The sequence below is a fragment of the Burkholderia sp. BCC0405 genome (assembly GCF_902833075.1).
Classification (GTDB): domain Bacteria; phylum Pseudomonadota; class Gammaproteobacteria; order Burkholderiales; family Burkholderiaceae; genus Burkholderia.
In genome coordinates, this window is record NZ_CADFEO010000009.1 from 280,791 (window position 1) to 296,597 (window position 15,807).

General features: G+C 67.1%; 15 protein-coding genes and 2 pseudogenes. 10 read left to right on the forward strand and 7 right to left on the reverse strand.

Translation table 11 applies throughout. From position 1 onward, the window contains the following. Window positions 1-255: 255 nt before the first annotated feature. Window positions 256-912: a response regulator transcription factor gene (locus HWX36_RS17695; RefSeq protein ID WP_175953331.1), complete on the forward strand. Its 657-nt coding sequence runs from the start codon at window positions 256-258 to the stop codon at window positions 910-912. Window positions 913-937: 25 nt separating this feature from the next. Here HWX36_RS17695 and HWX36_RS17700 read toward each other — a convergent pair whose 3' ends face one another. After that, on the reverse strand, window positions 938-2,491 hold the full coding sequence (locus tag HWX36_RS17700; RefSeq protein ID WP_175953332.1) for a methyl-accepting chemotaxis protein: 1,554 nt from the start codon (window positions 2,489-2,491) through the stop codon (window positions 938-940). A gap of 251 nt (window positions 2,492-2,742) precedes the next feature. Between HWX36_RS17700 and panE the strand changes: the two genes are divergently transcribed. From panE to HWX36_RS17740, 8 genes are all read left to right on the forward strand, one after another. Next, window positions 2,743-3,690, forward strand: coding sequence for a 2-dehydropantoate 2-reductase (gene panE, locus HWX36_RS17705; RefSeq protein ID WP_175953333.1), 948 nt, complete (start codon window positions 2,743-2,745; stop codon window positions 3,688-3,690). Between the two features lie 233 nt (window positions 3,691-3,923). Next, complete coding sequence (locus tag HWX36_RS17710) at window positions 3,924-4,883, forward strand: AraC family transcriptional regulator (protein WP_175953334.1); 960 nt, start codon at window positions 3,924-3,926, stop codon at window positions 4,881-4,883. Window positions 4,884-5,001: 118 nt separating this feature from the next. Next, a complete protein-coding gene (locus HWX36_RS17715) occupies window positions 5,002-5,940 on the forward strand; it encodes a substrate-binding domain-containing protein (RefSeq protein ID WP_175953335.1) in 939 nt (312 codons plus the stop codon). 62 nt (window positions 5,941-6,002) lie between these two features. After that, window positions 6,003-7,523, forward strand: a complete 1,521-nt coding sequence (locus HWX36_RS17720; protein WP_175953336.1) for a sugar ABC transporter ATP-binding protein — start codon at window positions 6,003-6,005, stop codon at window positions 7,521-7,523. Beyond that, window positions 7,510-8,523, forward strand: a complete 1,014-nt coding sequence (locus HWX36_RS17725; protein ID WP_175953337.1) for an ABC transporter permease — start codon at window positions 7,510-7,512, stop codon at window positions 8,521-8,523. The genes HWX36_RS17720 and HWX36_RS17725 overlap by 14 nt, the downstream gene beginning before the upstream one ends. 46 nt (window positions 8,524-8,569) lie before the next feature. Further along, on the forward strand, window positions 8,570-9,658 hold the full coding sequence (locus HWX36_RS17730) for an alcohol dehydrogenase catalytic domain-containing protein (RefSeq protein WP_175953338.1): 1,089 nt from the start codon (window positions 8,570-8,572) through the stop codon (window positions 9,656-9,658). A 29-nt stretch (window positions 9,659-9,687) separates the two neighbouring features. Further along, window positions 9,688-11,235 (forward strand): FGGY-family carbohydrate kinase, encoded by a 1,548-nt coding sequence (locus HWX36_RS17735; RefSeq protein WP_175953339.1) that lies wholly within the window; start codon window positions 9,688-9,690, stop codon window positions 11,233-11,235. Next, a complete protein-coding gene (locus HWX36_RS17740; RefSeq protein ID WP_175953340.1) occupies window positions 11,232-11,990 on the forward strand; it encodes an SDR family oxidoreductase in 759 nt (252 codons plus the stop codon). The genes HWX36_RS17735 and HWX36_RS17740 overlap by 4 nt, the downstream gene beginning before the upstream one ends. Window positions 11,991-12,067: 77 nt before the next feature. On the opposite strand, the gene HWX36_RS17745 is transcribed toward HWX36_RS17740, so the two are convergent. The 5 genes and pseudogenes from HWX36_RS17745 to HWX36_RS17765 all read right to left on the reverse strand — a co-directional run bounded on the left by HWX36_RS17745 (window position 12,068) and on the right by HWX36_RS17765 (window position 14,032). Next, complete coding sequence (locus HWX36_RS17745; RefSeq protein ID WP_166896045.1) at window positions 12,068-12,214, reverse strand: hypothetical protein; 147 nt, start codon at window positions 12,212-12,214, stop codon at window positions 12,068-12,070. A gap of 205 nt (window positions 12,215-12,419) precedes the next feature. Further along, window positions 12,420-13,004 carry a nucleotidyltransferase family protein gene (locus HWX36_RS17750; protein WP_175953341.1) on the reverse strand — a complete coding sequence of 195 codons (585 nt, stop codon included), beginning with the start codon at window positions 13,002-13,004 and terminating at the stop codon, window positions 12,420-12,422. Window positions 13,005-13,107: 103 nt separating this feature from the next. Further along, a pseudogene (locus tag HWX36_RS17755) lies at window positions 13,108-13,275 on the reverse strand (M15 family metallopeptidase); the annotation flags it as partial. Window positions 13,276-13,400: 125 nt separating this feature from the next. Next, on the reverse strand, window positions 13,401-13,796 hold the full coding sequence (locus tag HWX36_RS17760) for a type II toxin-antitoxin system VapC family toxin (protein WP_175953343.1): 396 nt from the start codon (window positions 13,794-13,796) through the stop codon (window positions 13,401-13,403). Continuing rightward, a complete protein-coding gene (locus HWX36_RS17765; protein ID WP_175953344.1) occupies window positions 13,793-14,032 on the reverse strand; it encodes a type II toxin-antitoxin system Phd/YefM family antitoxin in 240 nt (79 codons plus the stop codon). The genes HWX36_RS17760 and HWX36_RS17765 overlap by 4 nt, the downstream gene beginning before the upstream one ends. Window positions 14,033-14,237: 205 nt before the next feature. Between HWX36_RS17765 and HWX36_RS17770 the strand changes: the two genes are divergently transcribed. Next, window positions 14,238-14,660 carry an amino acid-binding protein gene (locus tag HWX36_RS17770; protein WP_096473850.1) on the forward strand — a complete coding sequence of 141 codons (423 nt, stop codon included), beginning with the start codon at window positions 14,238-14,240 and terminating at the stop codon, window positions 14,658-14,660. Between the two features lie 78 nt (window positions 14,661-14,738). Here the strand turns inward: HWX36_RS17770 and HWX36_RS17775 are convergent. Next, a pseudogene (locus HWX36_RS17775) lies at window positions 14,739-14,975 on the reverse strand (PKHD-type hydroxylase); the annotation flags it as partial. Between the last annotated feature and the right edge of the window lie 832 nt (window positions 14,976-15,807).

The window sequence follows — 15,807 nt, forward strand, 5'->3', positions numbered from 1 at the left end:
CGAATGAGCCGCCACGCCGGCCATCCGGCCGATGTCCGCAGAGGCGGGCCGCCCGGTGTCGGGCGCTCGAACCGGCGCAAATATCAAACTCGTATTACGTCCCGGGCGGCCGATCCCGATTCCGTCCGATATCCCGTCCGTGCGCGGCTTCATAGAATTGACGTTCAGGCTAAAAATAGCCTGAACATCCTTTCAACGCCAAACCGGCCGTGCGCGTTCCGCGTCGCGCGGCCGACGAACCACCTGGAACTGCGCATGAGGAAATTCAATGTTCGCGTCGTCGTCGCATACGACTGGCCGTTGACGCTGGCCGGCATCGAGCAGGTCGCAGGCAGCGGCTGCTCGATCGAGATCGTCGCGGTCTACCGGAGCGTGGCCGAACTGGTCGCGACGCTCGGCAGCGTCGACTGCGATGTCGTGCTGGTCGACTATGCGATCCGTGGAGACGCGCAGATGGACAGCCTCGCGCTGTTCGGCTGGCTGCGGCGCACGCGTCCGAACGTCGGGATCGTCGCGCTGGTCGCGAACGAGAACCCGCTGATCTTCGGATCGATCCTCGCGATCGGCGGGGTGAGCATCGTCAGCAAGTTCGACGAGGTCGGCCATATCGTCACGTCCATTCATTCGAGCTATAGCGGCGGGTGCTACCGGTCGCCGCTCGTCAGGCGCGCGGTCGACGCATTCGGCGAGCGCGGCGACGCGCCCGTGAGGCTGTCGGCGCGCGAGATCGAGGTCATTCGCCTGTACCTGGCGGGGGTGCCGATCAAGACGATCGCGCAGCGCCTGAGCAAGGGCAAGCAGACGGTCAGCGCGCAGAAGATCAGTGCGATGAAGAAGCTCGGCGTGAGCAACGACGTCGAGCTGATCCAGCGAGCGGCGGGGCTGGGGCTGGGCACCGGCGGCGCCGCGTGAGCATGCGTGCGGCGGGCAGCCGCCGTCAAGCCGGCAACGCAAACCGCGTCACCGCATCCCGCAACGCCTCGGCCTGATCGCGCAGCGAATGCGCGGCGGCCGCGGCTTGTTCGACGAGGGCCGCGTTCTGCTGCGTCACCTGGTCCATCTCGCCCACCGCGCGATTGACCTGCTCGATCCCGGCGCTCTGTTCGCGCGACGCATGGCTGATCTCGTCGAGGATCTCGTTTACGCGCCGCACCGACTGCACGATCTCGGCCATCGTCTCGCCCGCGTGCGTGACGAGCGCCGCGCCTTGCTCGACGGTCTCGTTCGACGACACGATCAGCGACTTGATCTCCTTCGCGGCCGTCGCCGAGCGTTGCGCGAGCGAGCGCACCTCGGCCGCGACCACCGCGAAGCCGCGGCCCTGTTCGCCCGCCCGCGCGGCTTCGACCGCCGCATTCAGCGCGAGGATGTTGGTCTGGAACGCGATCCCGTCGATCACGCCGATGATGTCGCCGATCTTGTGCGAGCGGCCGGTGATCTCGTTCATTGTGCGCACGACGTCGTCGACCACCGCGCTGCCGCGCGTCGCGACCTGCGCGGCCTGGCCGGCGAGCGACGCGGCCTGCGCGGCGCTGTCCGCGTTCTGCTTCACGTTCGCGGTCATCTGGTCCATGCTCGACGCGGTCTGCACGAGCGCGGCGGCCTGTTCCTCGGTGCGCTGCGACAGGTCCGTGTTGCCGGACGCGATCTCGCTCGCGCCGACGTTGATGTTCTCGGTGCCCATCCGCACACGCGACACCATGTCGATCAGCCCGACCTGCATCGTGTGCAGCGCGTGCAGCAGGCTGCCGCGATCGTCCTGCTTCACGGTGACGCGCGCGGTCAGGTCGCCCTGCGCGATGCGTTGCGCGGCGTCGAGCGCCACTTCCAGTTCGCCGCCGAGGTTCGCGCGCACGCTTTTCAGCACCAGCACCATCACGGCGGTCGCGATCCCGCCGAGCACGGTCGTCATCGCGAGCCAGCGGCCGATGCTTTCGAGCACGGCCGAGCGCACGTCGTTCATGTACATGCCGGTCACGAGATACCAGTCCCACGGCGCGAAGCGCTGCACCGCGCTGGTTTTCTCCTGCGGCTTGTCGGCGCCCGGCTTCGGCCACAGATACTCGACGAAGCCCTTGCCGCCTTCCATGTTGCCGGCCTTCACGATCTCGACGAACAGGTGCTTGCCGTTCGGATCGGTGAAATTCGACACGTCCTTGCCGTTGAGCTCGGACTTGATCGGATGCATCACGATCACCGGCTTCGAGTCGTTGACCGAGATGTAGCCGTCGGCGCTGGAGCGCATCGCGGCGATCGCCTCGAGCGCCTTCTGTTTCGCGTCGGCTTCCGGCAGCGCGTTCTGCTGCGACAGCTTGTAGTAATGGTCGGCCACGCTCGTGGCCTGTGCGACCAGCGACGCGAGCTGGTCGCGGCGGTCCGCGATCATCGATGCGCGCGTCTGCCATGCGCCGAGCCCGGCGATCATGAGCAGGCCGAGCCAGAGGATGACGATCATCGAGGCGAGTTTCTGATTCAGGGAAAGGTTGCGCATGGTGTGTGGTCGGTCGGTCATGGAAGCTCGCCTTGACGGCGTGACGGGATAAGTGTCTTGACGGCGCCCGACGCGCGTCGCCGTAGACGGGTTATCCCTAGGAACCGATACCGTGGACGCATGCCTGTGATGCCGGCAAGGGTATCTATGCATATGCATAACGGGTGTCGCTATACTCACGGGGCGATGGCGTGTGCGCCGCACGTCCGGCTTGGCGGCTCGGCGGCGAATGAAACCGAAAGGAGGCAACGATGCGAATTCTGGTGGTAGGGGCCGGCGCGGTCGGCGGATATTTCGGCGGCCGGCTGGCCGCGGCGGGGCGCGACGTGACGTTCCTGGTGCGGGACGGCCGCGCGGCCGCGCTGGCGCGCGACGGGCTGCTGATCCGCAGCCCGCGCGGCGACCTGACCCTCGCGAACGTGCAGACCGTGCGCGCGGGCGACGCGGGCGCCGGCGTCGCACCGTTCGACCTCGTGCTGCTGAGCTGCAAGGCGTACAGCCTCGACGACGCGATTCTGTCGTTCGCGCCGTTCGTCGGCCCGCAGACGCTGATCCTGCCGATGCTCAACGGGATGCGTCATCTCGACGTGCTGCGCGACCGGTTCGGCGCCGCGCAGGTGCTCGGCGGGCTGTGCGTGATCGCGGCGACGCTCGATCGCGAGCAGCGCATCGTGCACCTCAACGACACGCACGGGGTCACCTTCGGCGAACTCGCGGGCGGCGAGTCGCCGCGCGTGCGGGCGCTGGCCGAGGTGCTCGGCGGCGCGGGTTTCGACGCGACGCTCAGCGACAACGTGGTCGCGCGGATGTGGGAAAAGTGGGTGTTCCTCGCGACGCTCGCCGCGAGCACGTCGCTGTTCCGCGGCTCGGTGGGCGACATTCTCGCCGCGCCGGACGGCCGCCGCCTGCTCGAGACGATGCTCGGCGAATGCAGCGCGATCGCCGAGCACAACGGCCACCGGCCCGACCCGGCCGCCATCGAGCGGATGCAGCGGATGGTGCTGACGCCGTCGCCGCTGACCGCGTCGATGCTGCGCGACGTCGAGAGCCATGCGTGCGTCGAAGCCGATCACGTGATCGGCGACCTGCTGGCGCGCCGCGACCCGCAGGCGGCCGATGCGCTGTCGCTGCTGCGGATCGCGTACAACCACCTGAAGGCGTACGAAGTGCGTACGGCGCGCGAGCACGCGGCCGCGTAAGCCCCGGAGCGGGCGGTCGCCCGGCCGTTCCGCGCTGCACAAATTTGCCGTCCGGCGCCGTATCTGGCCGGAACGCGCAAAAAAGTATCGGAAATCAGGCGTAAAGTTGGTGGAGCCGCGCGCCCGATCGACCTACATTGCTTCCCATGCGACCGGTCGCGTCGCCGCCTGGAATACGCGGCGCACGCGGGCAACGAACCGGCCGGCGAGACATGGGAATGGAGACGCCAGCAATGATGCACCCCGATCTGGAAGTGGTCGACGTGCGACGCGACGAGTCGTTCAAGGTCTGGTCGCACGGCTATCCGTATCGCACGATCCGCTGGCACTTCCATCCCGAATTCGAACTGCACCTGATCGTCGCGACGCGCGGCAAATATTTCGTCGGCGACCACATCGGCTCGTTCGGCCCCGGCCATCTCGTGCTGCTCGGCCCGAACCTGCCGCACAACTGGGTCAGCGACATGGCCGAAGGCGAAACCGTCGAGCGCCGCAATCTCGTGATCCAGTTCGACCCGGCGTTCGTGCGCCGCTGCATGGACGCGTTTCCCGAATGCCGCGACGCGCAGGCGCTGCTCGACGATGCGCGGCGCGGGGTCGGCTTCGACGCGGCGACCAGCGCCGCGATCGCGCCGCTGTTCGACGAACTGCTGGCCGCACGCGGCATGCGCCGCATCGCGCTGTTCATGACGATCCTCGAACGGCTTTGCGGGGCGGCCGAACGCACGCTGCTCGCGAGCCCCGCGTACGACCAGGCCGACGTCACGCCGACGCGGCTCAGCCATGCGCTGTCGTACATCGGCAAGCATCTCGCGTCCGAGCTGCGGGAATCCGATCTCGCGCAACTGACCGGGCAGAGCGTCAGCGCGTTCTCGCGTGCGTTCCATCGCCACACGGGCATGCCGTTCGTGCAGTACGTGAATCGTCTGCGAATTGAGTCTGCGTGCCAGATGCTGCTCGCCGACGACGCGAGCATCACCGATATCTGCTTCCAGGCCGGCTTCAACAACGTGTCGAACTTCAACCGCCAGTTCCGCGCGGTGAAGGGGATGGCGCCGTCCGAATTCCGCGCGCTGCAGCGCCTGAATGCACGCAGCCGCGAGCTCGCGCTGCACGCGGCGCCCACCGGCAATCCGCTGCCGCCGCGCATCGTCACGCCTGGCGTCCCCGCGCGCGCGCCGCAACCCGGATGATCGCCGGGCCGTTGCCCGCCTGAGTTTCCCCCGCCGTTTTACCCAGCCGATCGCGCCACTCACGTCGCGAGGGGCTCGTTCAACCACGAAAAAGCTGCACATAAATGGAGACATCGTCATGACGCACGCATCGCACGCTTCATCATTCAGCCGCGCGGCCCGGATCGCGGCCGTCGCCGCGTTCGCGGCCTTGCTACCCGCCGCCGCCGCGCACGCTGCACCGCTGCGGATCGGCATGACGTTCCAGGAGCTGAACAACCCGTATTTCGTGACGATGCAGAAAGCGCTGAACGATGCGGCCGCGTCGATCGGCGCGCAGGTCGTCGTCACCGACGCGCATCACGACGTCAGCAAGCAGGTGAGCGACGTCGAGGACATGCTGCAGAAGAAGATCGACATCCTGCTCGTGAACCCGACCGATTCGACCGGCATCCAGTCGGCGATCACGCAGGCGAAGAAGGCCGGCGCGGTGGTGGTGGCCGTCGATGCGAACGCGAACGGCCCGGTCGATTCGTTCGTCGGCTCGAAGAACTACGACGCCGGCGCGATGTCGTGCGACTACCTCGCGAAGGCGATCGGCGGTAGCGGCGAAGTCGCGATCCTCGACGGCATCCCGGTCGTGCCGATTCTCGAACGCGTGCGCGGCTGCAAGGCCGGGCTCGCGAAATACCCGAACGTGAAGCTGGTCGATACGCAGAACGGCAAGCAGGAGCGGGCGACCGCGCTGTCGGTCACGGAGAACCTGATCTCCGCGCATCCGAACCTGAAGGGCATCTTCAGCGTGAACGACGGCGGTTCGATGGGTGCGCTCGCGGCCATCGAGGGGTCCGGCAAGGACATCAAGCTGACGAGCGTCGACGGCGCTCCCGAGGCAATCGCCGCGATCCAGAAGCCGAATTCGAAATTCATCGAGACGACCGCGCAGTTCCCGGCCGACCAGGTGCGCATCGCGCTCGGCATCGCGATCGCGCGCAAGTGGGGCGCGACGGTGCCGAAGGCGATCCCGGTCGACGTGAAGGTGGTCGATCGCGGCAACGCGAAGGGCTTCAGCTGGTGAACGACGTGCGATGCGACGCGAAGGGCGGCGGCATGGCCGGCGCCCTTCGCAGGGAGAAGCCGATGGACACGATACTCAGGCTCAGCCACATCACGAAAAGCTTTCCGGGCGTGCAGGCGCTGTCCGGCATTGATCTCGAGATCGCGCGCGGCGAGATCCACGCGCTGCTCGGCGAGAACGGCGCGGGCAAGTCGACGCTGATGAAGATCCTGTGCGGCATTCATCAGCCGGATGCCGGCACGATCGAGATCGATGGCGCCACACGCCATTTCGCGGACTATCGCGACGCGGTCGCGGCCGGCGTCGGCATCGTGTTCCAGGAATTCAGCCTGATCCCGCACCTCGACGCCGTCGACAACCTGTTCCTCGGCCGCGAGTGGCGCACCCGCTGGGGCGCGCGCGACCGCAAGCGGATGCGCCGCGCGGCGGCCGGCATCTTCGCGCGGCTCGGCGTGGCGATCGATCTCGATGCGCCGATCCGTGCGCTGTCGGTCGCGCAGCAACAGTTCGTCGAGATCGGCAAGGCGCTGTCGCTCGACGCGCGCATCCTGATCCTCGACGAACCGACCGCCACGCTCACGCCGGCCGAGGCCGAGCACCTGTTCGCGATCATGCGCGAGCTGAAGCGGCAGGGCGTCGCGATGATCTTCATCTCTCATCACCTCGACGAGATTTTCGCGGTGTGCGACCGCATCACGGTGCTGCGCGACGGCCAGTACGTGGCGACGACCGACGTCGCGCGCACGGACGTCGAACAGCTCGTGCGGATGATGGTCGGCCGCCGGATCGAAAGCAGCTTTCCGCCGAAGCCGGCGCGCGCGGCCGATGCGCCGCGGGTGCTGGAGGTCGATGCACTGCAGATCGAGCGCGGCGGCCCGGTGAACCGCTTCACGCTGCATGCCGGCGAAATCCTCGGCTTCGCGGGGCTGGTCGGCTCTGGCCGCACGGAAACCGCGCTCGCGGTGATCGGCGCGACGCGTGCGCATCGCAAGGACGTGCGCATGCGCGGCGCGGCGGCGAAGCTCGCCGATCCGGCCGACGCGCTGCGCGCGGGTATCGGCATCCTGCCGGAAAGCCGCAAGACGGAAGGACTCGTCACGTCGTTTTCGATTCGCGACAACATCTCGCTGAACAACCTCGGCAAGTACCGGTCGATGCGCTGGCTGATCGACCGTCGCGGCGAGGCGCGCGCGACGCATGACGTGATGCGGCGCGTCGGCGTGAAGGCGCCGTCGATCCACACCGAGGTCGCGACGCTGTCCGGCGGCAACCAGCAGAAGGTCGTGATCGCGCGCTGGCTGAACCATCACACGTCGGTGCTGATCTTCGACGAGCCGACGCGCGGCATCGACGTCGGCGCGAAAGCCGAAATCTACGGGCTGATGCGCGAACTCACCGCGCGCGGCTACGCCATCATCATGATCTCGTCCGAGTTGCCGGAAATCGTCGGCATGTGCGATCGCGTCGCCGTGTTTCGGCAGGGCCGCATCGAGGCGACGCTCGAAGGCGACGAGATCGATCCCGACACGGTCATGACCTATGCCACGGCCGGCACGCGAGGAGCGACCCATGAACCTGCCTGATTCTTCTTCCACGCCTTCCACGACGTTCGCGGCGACCGCCGGAAACGGCGACGCACCGCCGCCGCGCGCGATGTGGGCGCAGCTGCGGCGCTCGACGCTGTTCTATCCGCTCGTCGGCCTGATCGTCGTGTGCATCGCGATGATGATCGCGAGCCCGAGCTTCCTGTCCGCCGCGAACCTGGAAAACGTGCTGCGACAGGTGTCGATCAACGCGATCATCGCGGTCGGCATGACCTGCGTGATCCTGACCGGCGGCATCGACCTGTCGGTCGGCTCGGTGATGGCGCTGTCGGGCACGCTGGCGGCCGGGTTGATGGTGGCGGGCGTGAACGCGGTTGCCGCGCTCGCGATCGGCATCGCGGTCGGCCTCGGTTTCGGTGTCCTGAACGGCGTGTTCGTCGCGTTCGCGGGCATGCCGCCGATCATCGTCACGCTCGCGACGATGGGCATCGCGCGCGGCCTGGCATTGATCTACACGGGCGGCTATCCGATCGACGGCTTGCCCGACTGGGTCGCGTTCTTCGGCAGCGGCAAGGTGCTCGGCATCCAGGCGCCGGTGCTGATCATGCTGGTGGTGTACGCAATCGCATGGCTGCTGCTCGACCGGATGCCGTTCGGCCGCTACGTGTATGCGATCGGCGGTAACGAACAGGCGACGCGGCTCACCGGCGTGCGTGTCGCACGCGTGAAGCTGATCGTCTACACGCTGGCCGGGCTCACGTCGGCGCTCGCCGCGATCGTGCTGACCGGGCGGCTGATGAGCGGGCAGCCGAACGCCGGCGTGGGCTTCGAGCTCGATGCGATCGCCGCCGTCGTGATGGGCGGCACGTCGATCTCCGGCGGGCGCGGCGCGATCCTCGGCACGCTGGTCGGCGCGCTGCTGCTCGGCGTGCTCAACAACGGGCTGAACATGATCGGCGTGAACCCGTATGTGCAGAACGTGATCAAGGGCGGAATCATCCTGCTCGCGATCTATATCAGCCGCGAACGGTCGCGGTAACGACCAATTCATCAGGTATCCGGATCATCAACGAAAGAGGCAATCCATGACGACACCCGAAGCCCCGCCGCGGATGACCGCGGTCGTTTGCCACGGCCCCGAGGACTATCGCGTCGAACAGGTCGCGAAGCCGCGCCCCGGCGCGAACGAACTCGTGATCCGCATCGCCGCATGCGGGATCTGCGCGAGCGATTGCAAGTGCCATACGGGCGCGAAGATGTTCTGGGGCGGCCCGAGCCCGTGGGTAAAGGCGCCCGTGATTCCCGGCCACGAATTCTTCGGCCATGTCGAAGCGCTCGGCGACGGCGCGGCCGGGCATTTCGGCGTGGCGTTGGGCGACCGCGTGATCGCCGAGCAGATCGTGCCGTGCGGCAAATGCCGCTATTGCAAGTCGGGGCAGTACTGGATGTGCGAGGTGCACAACATCTTCGGCTTCCAGCGCGACGTGGCCGACGGCGGGATGGCCGATTACATGCGCATTCCGCCGACCGCGATCGTCCACAAGATTCCGCTCGGCGTGTCGCTCGAGGATGCCGCGATCATCGAGCCGCTGTCATGCGCGATCCATACGGTGAACCGGGGCGACGTCCAGCTCGACGATGTGGTCGTGATCGCGGGCGCGGGCCCGCTCGGGCTGATGATGACCCAGGTCGCGCACCTGAAGACGCCGAAGAAGCTCGTCGTGATCGACCTGATCGACGAACGGCTCGAACTCGCGCGCGAGTACGGCGCCGACGTGACGATCAACCCGAAACGCGACGACGTGCGCGAGATCGTCCGGTCGCTCACCGACGGCTACGGCTGCGACGTCTACATCGAGACGACCGGCGCGCCGGTCGGCGTGAGCCAGGGTCTCGACCTGATCCGCAAGCTCGGCCGCTTCGTCGAATTCAGCGTGTTCGGCGAGGATGCAACGGTCGACTGGTCGATCATCGGCGATCGCAAGGAACTCGACGTGCGCGGTGCGCACCTGGGGCCGTACTGCTATCCGATCGCGATCGACCTGCTCGCGCGCGGGCTCGTCACGTCGAAAGGCATCGTCACGCACGATTTCGCGCTCGAGGACTGGGACGATGCGATCCGCGTCGCGAAATCGCCCGAATCGATCAAGGTGCTGCTGAAGCCGGCCCGCTGACGGCCGGCGTGCGCCTCACCGGAGACATCATGGAATACGTCATAGGCGTCGATATCGGCACCCAGAGCACCAAGGCGCTGCTCGTCGACCGGCACGGCGCGATCGTCGCGCGGCGCTCGGCCGGCTACCAGCCCGATACGCCGCGCCCGCTGTGGGCCGAGCAATGGCCGCAGGTGTGGTTCGACGCGGTGCTCGAATGCATCGCCGGCTGCGTGAGCGATGCGCGTGCGCAGGGCGTGCCGGCCGATGCGATCCGCGCGGTGTGCGTGAGCAGCCTCTACGGCGGCTCGGGCATTCCGGTGGACATCGACATGCGGCCGCTCCATCCGTGCCTGATCTGGATGGACCGGCGCGCGACCGCGGAAGTCGACTGGGTCAACGCGAACGTGAACGTCGAGCGGCTGCGCGTGATCACGGGCAACGGCGTCGACAGCTATTACGGCTTCACGAAGATGCTGTGGCTGCGCGACCAGCGGCCGGACGTGTGGGCGGACGTGCGCTACTTCCTGCCGCCGAACGCGTACGTGATCTATCTGCTGACCGGCGAGATCGCGGTCGATCACAGTTCGGCCGGCAATATCGGTGGCGTGTACGACGTCGCGCGCCGCGAGTGGTCCGACGACGCGCTCGACATGCTCGGCATTCCGGCGACGATGATGCCCGAGCGGCTCGTCGAATCGACGGACGTCGTCGGCGGGCTGCTGTCGCAATGGACGCAGCCACTCGGGCTGCCGGCCGGCACGCCCGTCGTCGCGGGCGGCGTCGATGCGGCCGTCGCGACCTTCGCGGCCGGCGCGACGCGCGCGGGGCAGCATGTCGCGATGATCGGCACCAGCATGTGCTGGGGCTACGTGAGCCGGCACGTCGATGCGCGTCACGGGCTCGTCAGCATGCCGCATGTGTTCGACGGGCAGCGCGACCTGTACGTATTCGGCGGCGCGATCACGGCCGGCGCATCGGTCGCCTGGTTTCGCGACCAGTTCTGTCACGCGGAAATCGATGCCGCGCGGCTGCTGCCGCACGGCGATCCGCACGTGTTGCTCGAGGAAGCGGCCGAAAGCGTGCCGCCGGGCGCCGACGGCGTGCTGTTCCTGCCGTACCTGATGGGCGAGCGCAGCCCCGTGTGGGACGCGAAGGCGAGCGGTGCGTTCGTCGGGCTGAGTCTCGCGCATGCGCGCGCGCACCTGTATCGCGCGGTGCTCGAAGGCGTCGCGTTCGCATTGCGGCACAACATCGAAGCCGGCCGGCGCGGCGCGGCCGCGCTCGACGACCGGCTGATCGTCGTGGGCGGGGCCGCGCATTCGGCACTATGGATGCAGATCATCGCGGACGTGACGGGTTTCCCGGTGTGGACGATCGAGCAGGACGTCGAAGCCGCGATGGGGGCGGCCTTGCTCGCGGGCGTCGGGGCAGGGCTCGTGTCGCACGACGATGCGCAAGGCGGATGGGTCACGCTCGTCGAGCGCGCACGGCCCGATGCCGAACGCGCGAAAGCGTATGCGGCGCGCTTTGCACTCTACACGGCGCTGTATCCGGCGCTCAAGCCGATCATGCACGGGTTGCACACGCCATCATGAAGACACGATTCGATTTCGGCGGTTCGCGGGTGCTTGTCACGGGGGCGTCGAGCGGAATCGGGCGCGCGTGCGCGGTCGCGCTGGCGCAGGCGGGCGCGCAGGTCGTCGCGGCCGGGCGCGACATGGCCGCGCTCGATGCGCTGGCCGGCGAGACCGCGTGCGAGACGTTGCGCCTCGATGTCGGCGGGGACGAGCAGGCGATCGATGCGGCGCTCGCCGCGCACGATGCGTTCGACGGCCTCGTGAATTGCGCGGGGACCGCATCGCTCGAATCGGTGCTCGACGTGAGCGCCGCGCATTTCGATCGCGTGATGGCCGTCAATGCGCGCGGCGCGGCGCTCGTTGCACGGGCCGTCGCACGGAACATGGTCGCGCGTGCCGGACGCGGCGCCGCGCATGCGCGGGGCAGCATCGTCAACGTATCGAGCCAGGCCGCGCTCGTCGGCTTGCCCGCGCATCTGAGTTACTGCGCGTCGAAGGCGGCGATGGACGCGATCACGCGCGTGCTGTGCATCGAACTCGGACCGTACGGCATTCGTGTGAACAGCGTGAACCCCACCGTCACGCTCACGCCGATGGCGCGGTTCGCGTGGAGCGAACCGGAAAAGCGTGCGCCGATGCTGGCCGCGATTCCGCTCGGGCGGTTCGCGGAGCCGCACGAGGTCGTCGAACCGATCCTGTTCCTGCTGAGCGATGCGGCCGCGATGGTCAGCGGCGTGTCGCTGCCGATCGACGGCGGGTACACGTCGCGCTAGGCGGCGTTATACGGCGTCTAGCGACGACGGCGGATGGCGGGAACCCGAAGCGGATGCGCGGCGCAGCCGCCCTGCGGCTAGACCGGATCCTTGCTCGGCGGGCCGTCGGGTTGCTGCGGGTTGTCGTGATGATGGCCCGGCGACGGTGGCGATAACGGATCGTCTTCCGGGTCGCGGTTCGGGTCGGCCGGGGGCTCGGGCGTCGGGGTCGTGTGGTCGGTCATGGAGAACTCGCGCAGTGCGTGACGGCGGTGGCGCGGCGGGGGGCGCCTCGTCTCCGTTATAGCCAATCGGGCGTGCGTTTGCAGCGGGATTGTTGGGGCGGAGGGGCTGTCGTCGGTGCAATCCGTGCACGGGCGGTTTTCGTGCAGGTAACTGCAACGCGCGGAGCGGGCCGCGCGCTGCATCGCGTGCTCCGTGTGATCCCGGTCAGCGCAAGTCCGCCGGCGTATCGACGTCGCGCACGATGCCGGGATCGTCGACGTCGAGCAGCCTGACCGGTGCGCTGGCGAACAGCGCGCGGGCGCCCGTGTCGCCGTCGAGGGTGGCGAGCGCGTCAAAATGGTGCGCGGCGAACCCGACCGGATGGCCGCGCACGCCGCGATGCGCGGGCGCAACGATCGACGCGTCGTCGGCGTCGAGCGCGCGCGTGACGGTTTCGTAGGTGGATGCCGCGATCCACGGCATGTCGCCGAGCGCGACCAGCCAGCCGTTCGCGTCGGGCGTCGCGCGTACGCCGGTCGCGAGGCTCGCGCCCATGCCGCGCATGGCGTCGGGCGCGTAGACGACGTGGCACCCGGCTTCGTTCAGCAGCATCGCGAGTTTTTCGGCGCCGGGACGCACGACGGCAATCACGTCGGCCGTGGCCGCCGCGAGATGGCGGGCGGCCGCCACCGCAACCGGCGTGCCGTCGGGAAGCAACGCGAGCAGCTTGCTGTGCAGGCCGGTCGGGTCGAAGCGTTGACCGAGGCCGGCGGCGAGGAGGACGCCGGTGGCGAGTGACGCATAGGACATCGGCGCGGGGGAGAGTGACGCAGGTGCTGCGATTGTGCGTGAGCGGGCAGGGATCGACAAGTGAGGATGTTACCGAGGCGGGTGCGTTTCGCCGGAAAGCATGTCAGCGCGCCGCTTCGTCGAGCATGTTTTCCTCGACGGGGCCGTAGATGGCGTGCGATTGGTCGCGCATGACGGCCCAATAGCGGTCTCCGAACGACCAATGCCACCATTCCGACGGGTAATGGGTGAGGCCGGCGCCGGTCAGCGCGGCGATCAGCACGTGGCGGTTGCGCGGGGCAGTGCGGGCGTGCCCGGTCGTACCTGCAAGTGATGGTCGATCTGGTCAGACGAATTGCCAACATGTCGGAGTTGGCGTGGGCGTGCGGTTTGGATTGGCCGGCGGCTACGCGACGCTTACCAGAGCGTCTTCACGTGCGCGTAAGCGCGGATTTTTTCGTCGCGGGTGACGAGCGGTGCACCGAGCCGCCGCGCGGTAGCGACGATCATGCGGTCGGCCGGATCCTTGTGGAACGTGCCGGGCAGCGCGGTGGACTTCGCGGCGATGTCGGCATCGACGGGCAAGAAGCGCATGCCGTCGATCTGCGCGACCGTGGCGAGCCACGCGTCGACATCCATCGTCAGCGCGAGGCGGTCGTTGCGCACCAGCATCGCAATCTCCCACGCGGAGATCGCCGATGCGGCGAGCGCGCCTTCGCTGCGCGCGCGATCGATCGCGCTTCGCGCTTTCTTGCTGAGCGACGGATCGCCCGCCACCCACCACACCAATGCATGCGTATCCAGCACGATCACCGCGACGCCTCCCAATCCTCTTCCGCAATCGGATCGAGAGGATTGTCGTAGCGCATGACCGAGCCGCGCAATAGGTCCAACGGCTGAGCCTCGCGTGCGTGATACGGCCGGATCTCGAGCGTCGGCTTGCCGTGATCGGTGACGATCAGGCTTTCGCCAGACGACTCGACGAGCCGGAAGTATTCGAGTGCGCGAGCCTTGAACTCGGATTTCGAAACGGGATCGTGCGGCATCATGATAAGGACCTGGTCATGTGACGATAGTCATTTTATGGCGGTGCGGCGGCGGGAGGCAAGTCGCGACGGTCAGGTGTCACCGGATGCATGCAAAGCGCGACAGGGTACGTCGATGCCGGGGGGCGGACGACACTGCCAGCCTTGCTCGCGTGCTTGCCGTGATCTAGATTTTTTCTATCGGGGTTCTCAGGCGGGAGGGACTGCCATGGAACTGAGCGTAGAACGTGTCGATGTCTGGGCGGCGAACATCGACGACAAGCCGGGCGGCCTCGCGACGGTATTAGGCGCCCTGCGGACTGCCGGTGCAGATTTGCAGTTCATCGTCGCACGCCGCACATCGGAGGCGCCGGGCAAGGGCGTCGTGTTTGTCGCGCCGCTGCAGGGAGACGCGGTGATTCGCGCGGCCACGCAGGTGGGGTTCAGCGTCACCCCGAGCGTTCACTCCGTCCGCGTAATGGGTCTGGATCAAATGGGCATCATCGGGCAACTGACCCAGATGCTCGCGGACGGCGCGATCAATCTCCGCGGTGTCTCGGCCGCCGTGCTGGGTTCCCAGTTCATTGCGTATTTCGCGGTCGATTCGGTGGACGATGCAGACAAGGCGATCGATATCCTGCAGCGGGCATGAGGCGGCCGCGTTGGGCGGTGGACTGGCTTGGCTGGAAGTGGGCCGCGTTTCAGGACGGTGCGGAGCCCGCCACATGGCTCAGGTATCGGCCCACCGTCTCAGCAGGTTGTGATAGATCCCGGTGAGCGCGATCACGCCCGGGTCGTGCGCACCTTTGTCCGCGGAGAGCTGCTGAATCTGCGTATCGAGCTGGAACAGCAGCGTGCGGTCTCCATCGTCGCGCACCATGCTCTGGATCCAGAAGAACGACGCGACGCGCTCGCCGCGCGTCACGGGCGTGACGTGATGCAGGCTCGATGCCGGATACCCCAAAACCTACGCTAGTTATAAGCTGACAAGCGTCTGAAGTGACATCATCTCGCTGTCTGGTTCCGGCGTGCGTGGCGAAAATTCTCATGCCCGGTCAGCGGGTAGAGGTCTCTATCGTACGTCACGTGCAGACGGCTTGCAAGCCGTCCGCACGCTTCATTCCCCCCTAAGCACCCGCATGCTTATCAGGGCGCTCCACAACTGGCCCCAATTAGCAAGCAGGTCCATCAATCAACGGCCGCAAGTACCGCCTTGTCGCATCCAAACAGAGCCCGGCATGGCCTTCCGGCGGCAAGAATAGCGCCTTCACCTGTTGTACGATTTCCCGCTGTTGTTCGGATGTCAGCGCAGCACGCTGCTCTGACTTCAGTTCATCCGGCACAAGCATCGCCGTTTACGGGCGCTTACGCAGTTCACGTGCGCACTTACGGACAGCCTTACTCAACGCCTGCGCATCGATTTCTGGTCATTTGCCGGAACGAATCGCCTGCTGTAACTGCGTCTCGGCGTTGGCCGCGCCGACCTCTCACAATGCCTTGCGCAGCGCCAATCGGTCATCGGCTTCGATCGGTGACGCGGTTCCAGATGTTGCGTAGCCGCAACGGCACGCAAAATTCTTTTATGCAGCGACCAGCATTTCAGTTCGAACGCTCAAGAAGACGTATTTTCTTGGCCAGATTTATACATTTTCAACAGTCGAATCTCGAGATTGTTTCCGACTATCTCGAAATGAGCTGCCCGCCAGACCATAGGCGTCAGACCATGGTTTCCCGCTGTATTCACCGTCGGCATCGCGTCTAAGACTGCGTCGCGCCCATCTTAATAAAATCACATCCGG

What these genes read in the sequence shown, in the direction of transcription:
- HWX36_RS17695 (WP_175953331.1), top strand. Translation starts at nt 256, where the DNA reads ATGAGGAAATTCAATGTTCGCGTCGTCGTCGCATACGACTGGCCGTTG.
- HWX36_RS17700 (WP_175953332.1), bottom strand. Translation starts at nt 2,491, where the DNA reads ATGCGCAACCTTTCCCTGAATCAGAAACTCGCCTCGATGATCGTCATC.
- panE (WP_175953333.1), top strand. Translation starts at nt 2,743, where the DNA reads ATGCGAATTCTGGTGGTAGGGGCCGGCGCGGTCGGCGGATATTTCGGC.
- HWX36_RS17710 (WP_175953334.1), top strand. Translation starts at nt 3,924, where the DNA reads ATGATGCACCCCGATCTGGAAGTGGTCGACGTGCGACGCGACGAGTCG.
- HWX36_RS17715 (WP_175953335.1), top strand. Translation starts at nt 5,002, where the DNA reads ATGACGCACGCATCGCACGCTTCATCATTCAGCCGCGCGGCCCGGATC.
- HWX36_RS17720 (WP_175953336.1), top strand. Translation starts at nt 6,003, where the DNA reads ATGGACACGATACTCAGGCTCAGCCACATCACGAAAAGCTTTCCGGGC.
- HWX36_RS17725 (WP_175953337.1), top strand. Translation starts at nt 7,510, where the DNA reads ATGAACCTGCCTGATTCTTCTTCCACGCCTTCCACGACGTTCGCGGCG.
- HWX36_RS17730 (WP_175953338.1), top strand. Translation starts at nt 8,570, where the DNA reads ATGACGACACCCGAAGCCCCGCCGCGGATGACCGCGGTCGTTTGCCAC.
- HWX36_RS17735 (WP_175953339.1), top strand. Translation starts at nt 9,688, where the DNA reads ATGGAATACGTCATAGGCGTCGATATCGGCACCCAGAGCACCAAGGCG.
- HWX36_RS17740 (WP_175953340.1), top strand. Translation starts at nt 11,232, where the DNA reads ATGAAGACACGATTCGATTTCGGCGGTTCGCGGGTGCTTGTCACGGGG.
- HWX36_RS17745 (WP_166896045.1), bottom strand. Translation starts at nt 12,214, where the DNA reads ATGACCGACCACACGACCCCGACGCCCGAGCCCCCGGCCGACCCGAAC.
- HWX36_RS17750 (WP_175953341.1), bottom strand. Translation starts at nt 13,004, where the DNA reads ATGTCCTATGCGTCACTCGCCACCGGCGTCCTCCTCGCCGCCGGCCTC.
- HWX36_RS17765 (WP_175953344.1), bottom strand. Translation starts at nt 14,032, where the DNA reads ATGATGCCGCACGATCCCGTTTCGAAATCCGAGTTCAAGGCTCGCGCA.
- HWX36_RS17770 (WP_096473850.1), top strand. Translation starts at nt 14,238, where the DNA reads ATGGAACTGAGCGTAGAACGTGTCGATGTCTGGGCGGCGAACATCGAC.